The organism is Streptomyces sp. NPDC127197, from assembly GCF_042672405.1.
Classification (GTDB): Bacteria; Actinomycetota; Actinomycetes; order Streptomycetales; family Streptomycetaceae; genus Streptomyces; species Streptomyces flavusporus.
Genome location: NZ_JBHXVG010000096.1, coordinates 3,061 through 6,477, shown reverse-complemented (window position 1 = coordinate 6,477; position 3,417 = coordinate 3,061). Strand labels below are relative to the sequence as shown.

Sequence of the window (3,417 nt, the reverse complement as noted above, 5' to 3'; positions counted from 1 at the left end):
GCGCACCGCACGCTTGCGCAGCTCAGGTGGGTAGGAGGAGGGACGTGCCATGACTCTGATCCTTACATGGAATCGAGTCTCCATTCGAACCGGGGTGGTTCAATGACGGTGGTCTTGAACCCCTGGTCCACCAGGGCCTTGTGCACCGTGTCGGTGTCGGCGGCGACCTTGTCCAGCAAGGCGATGCCGACGGCGTTGTCGTGCGCGGACGCGGCCAGCACCACCACCGCGATCACCAGACCGAGAACATCAACCGCGAGGCCGCGCTTGCGGCCCGGGACTTTTTTTGCCGCGTCCCTTCCGGTGGTGTCGGCGGGCACCCCGACGGCCGCGTGCAGGCTCTGGGTGTCGAGCACCACCAGGCTCGGGTCGGCCTTGCGCCCCCGGCTCTCGCGGACCTGCCAGCGCAGCAGGTCGTGGATGGTCTGGTCGGTGCCGTCGTCGCGCCACTTGTAGAAGTAGTACTTCACCGCTCCGACCGGCGGTAGATCGTGGGGGAGGTGGTCCCACTGGCAGCCGGTACGGGACTGGTAGAGCAGGGCGTTGACGATCTCCCTCATCTCGTAGGCGCCCTGGTGGCCGCTGACGGAGGGATGCTGAGCCTTCCAGGAGGCGATGACGGGCTCGATCAGGGCCCACCGCTCGTCGGACAAGTCGCTCTTGTAGGGCTGGCGGTCGCTCACGAGAAACACTCCAGCACGACAGGACTCCCCGATCAGCCCCGATACGCCTGCGCCACACCTTCCAGCGACAGCAAACGCGGCATCTCGTCACATACCGCCCTCTCACATCTCCGGAGGCCAGACCCGCCGTGCCGAGGGCAGCGGATGGGCTCGCCGGCGTCACGGTTATGCCCGGTAACAGTGACGGCACCGAACTGGTCAGCGAGCGCACGTGCGCTATGTGAACTCCGAGGAGTTCACCAACGAGTTCATCAACTCCATCCGGGACGGCAAGGGCGACACCTTCCGCAAGCGGTACCGGGAGATGGACACCTGATGGTCGACGACATCCAGTTCCTGAAGGGCTAGGAGTCGACGCAGGAGTAGCTCTTCCCCACCTTCAATACGACCGTCATGCACGCCGACCGCAAGATCCGCGCTGGTGGCCGAGCCCCGCTCCATCTACGGCCAGGTCACCGAACTCACGAACCGCATCAAGAACGGCGGGCCAAGAACGACGGCATCTCCGGCGGCTCCGGCCGAGGCTCTGCCAGCGGCTCGATCGTCGCGTCCCCCCCTCGGCACCATCGACCTCACCCGGAGTCCTACGTCGAGTCCTCGATCGTGAACAGCTCGCTCCGTAGCCGCAAGGGCGACACCTCCGCGAACGACGACGTCGTCGTGTTCCTGAAGCGGGTACCCAACTTCCTCGTGGAGAAGGTCGAGGTGTTCATCAAGCTGTAGAAGACCTTCCCGAGGGTGGTGTCGAATTTGGCGAGCTGGGTCATGGGCTCCGACTACGCCGCCAACTGCCGTACGCCATGCCCCGGTAGAAGGCGAACGCCGAGGCCGCCATCTTGCGGAACTTCACGCGGAACGCGCCGGGTCGGCTACAAGGAGCTGGTGGAGAACGTCCGACATCGAGCGGGGGCGTGAACATCGCGGCCAAGGGCTACAAGGACAAGACGTACTTCATGTCCCACGGTTGTCAGTGACGTGCCATAGGGTCGACTCCGCCCAAACAACCCTTCGCATGACGAAGGGAGACCCCCGGGCGCGGCCCGCCTCCTACAGCTGCCGCACCTGCTGGATCTCCCTCTCGCCTGTCGTCGGGTCCCGCCGCTGTGATCGAGACAGGAGACCCATGAACGAACGTACCTCACGCCTAGGACATCGACCCGCTGCGCCCTCGGAGGACATGCCACCGTTCCTCACGGTGCACACCACCGTGGTGCTTCTGACAGCGCTGTTCATCGGCTGTGTGGGCGGAGTCCTCCGCTTCCTAAGTGGCAGCTCGCTGGCCGGAGCCGTCCTCGCCGGCCTGATCGGGGCTGGGCTTAGCGTCCCCGTGCTGCGCTCCCTGATCCGGTAACCGGGAAGGGGCTGTGCCACATGGTCACCGGGGTCCAGGGAGGGTCGGACCCCGGTCGCCTGACACGAGAGCGTCGCGGCCGACTGCCAGCTCGGGCACGTACTTGTAGACCGTAGTCCGGGACACCCCCAGCAGCTTGGCAATCGACGTGATCGTGTTCTCCGGGTCAGTGAGGAGGGCGCGTGCGTGCCGGATCTGTTCCTCTGTCATGGCGGGCGGCCGGCCGATCCGTTCGCCCCGGGCCCGCGCCGCCGCCAGGCCCTCGTGGGTGCCCTGCACGATCAGTTCGCGGATGAACTCCGCGAGCGCGGCGAACACGTGGAACACCAGGCGGCCGCCCGGAGTCGTGGTGTCCAGCGACTCGTGCAGGGACTGGAAGCCGATCCCGCGCTTACGCAGGCCGGAGACGATCGAGATCAGGTCTTGGATCGAGCGGCCCAACCGGTCGAGGGAGGGCACCACCAGGGTGTCCCCGGGCCGGAGGTAGTCCAGGCACTTCCACAGTTCCTCGCGCTCCGCGTTCTTGCCCGACTTCTTGTCGGTGAACACCCGCACGCAGCCGGCCGCCGTCAGGGCCGCTATCTGCCGATCGAGCAGCTGGCCCTTCGTGGACACGCGCCCGTACCCGACCCGGGCGCCGGACGGGTTGGCAGGGAAGGCTTCCAGCGGGCTGTCAGCGTCCGCCCACTCAGCGGTAGTCGTCATGCACGACACCGTACAGAAAAGGGGCTCAGGGCCTTTCTGGACGCCCGGAGTTGTTGAACATCCTTCTTGGACACCGGAAGTCGTCTTCGGCCGGGCGTGTCGACGTTCCGGCGCCGTTGTCCAACAACCGGTCGATTACTGAGCAGTCATGTCTCCTGCCTCTCCCCGCCAGCGAGCGAGCTGCGATCGCGCCACCAGGGTATTGGGGTGGTCGGGGCCAAATACCCGTAGGCAATCCTTGAGGAGCTCGGTGTAGGCGGCAGCGGCCCCGGCCGCGTCCCCTGTCTCTCCCTGCCAGTGGGCGAGGTAGGCCTGGGCTACAAGGGTGTCCGGATGGTCGGGGCCGAGCACACGCTCTCGGTCGGCCAGCAGCTGTTCGGTGGCGGCAGCGGCCCCGGCCGCGTCTCCTGCCTCTCCCTGCCAGCGGGCGAGTTGAGATCGCGCCACGAGGGTTTTTGGGTGGTCGGGGCCAAGTACCCGTAGGCAATCCTTGAGGAGCTCGGTGTAGGCTGCGGCGGCCCCGGCCGCGTCCCCTGCCTCCCCCCGCCAACGGGCAAGCTGGGATCGTGCCATCAGGGTGTCGGGGTGGTCGGGGCCGAGCACACGCTCTTCATCAGCCAGGAGCTGTTCGTATGCTGCAACGGCCCCGGCCGCGTCCCCCTCTGCGACCCCCCGCCA

General features: G+C 66.8%; 2 protein-coding genes and 3 pseudogenes. 1 reads left to right on the top strand and 4 read right to left on the bottom strand.

Features of this window, described 5'->3' with window-relative positions:
- Positions 1 to 101: 101 nt before the first annotated feature.
- Positions 102 to 683, bottom strand: a pseudogene (locus ACFVJQ_RS45235) (IS5 family transposase); the annotation flags it as partial.
- A 211-nt stretch (positions 684 to 894) separates the two neighbouring features.
- Between ACFVJQ_RS45235 and ACFVJQ_RS45230 the strand changes: the two are divergent.
- Positions 895 to 1,127, top strand: a pseudogene (locus ACFVJQ_RS45230) (DnaA ATPase domain-containing protein); the annotation flags it as partial.
- A 352-nt stretch (positions 1,128 to 1,479) separates the two neighbouring features.
- On the opposite strand, the pseudogene ACFVJQ_RS45225 reads toward ACFVJQ_RS45230, so the two are convergent.
- From ACFVJQ_RS45225 to ACFVJQ_RS45215, 3 genes and pseudogenes are all read right to left on the bottom strand, one after another.
- Positions 1,480 to 1,548: pseudogene (locus ACFVJQ_RS45225) on the bottom strand (DUF2252 family protein); the annotation flags it as partial.
- A gap of 510 nt (positions 1,549 to 2,058) precedes the next feature.
- Positions 2,059 to 2,739, bottom strand: a complete 681-nt coding sequence (locus tag ACFVJQ_RS45220) for a recombinase family protein (protein WP_385791781.1) — start codon at positions 2,737 to 2,739, stop codon at positions 2,059 to 2,061.
- Positions 2,740 to 2,874: 135 nt separating this feature from the next.
- A partial coding sequence (locus ACFVJQ_RS45215) for a tetratricopeptide repeat protein (RefSeq protein WP_385791780.1) occupies positions 2,875 to 3,417 on the bottom strand: 543 nt, incomplete at its 5' end.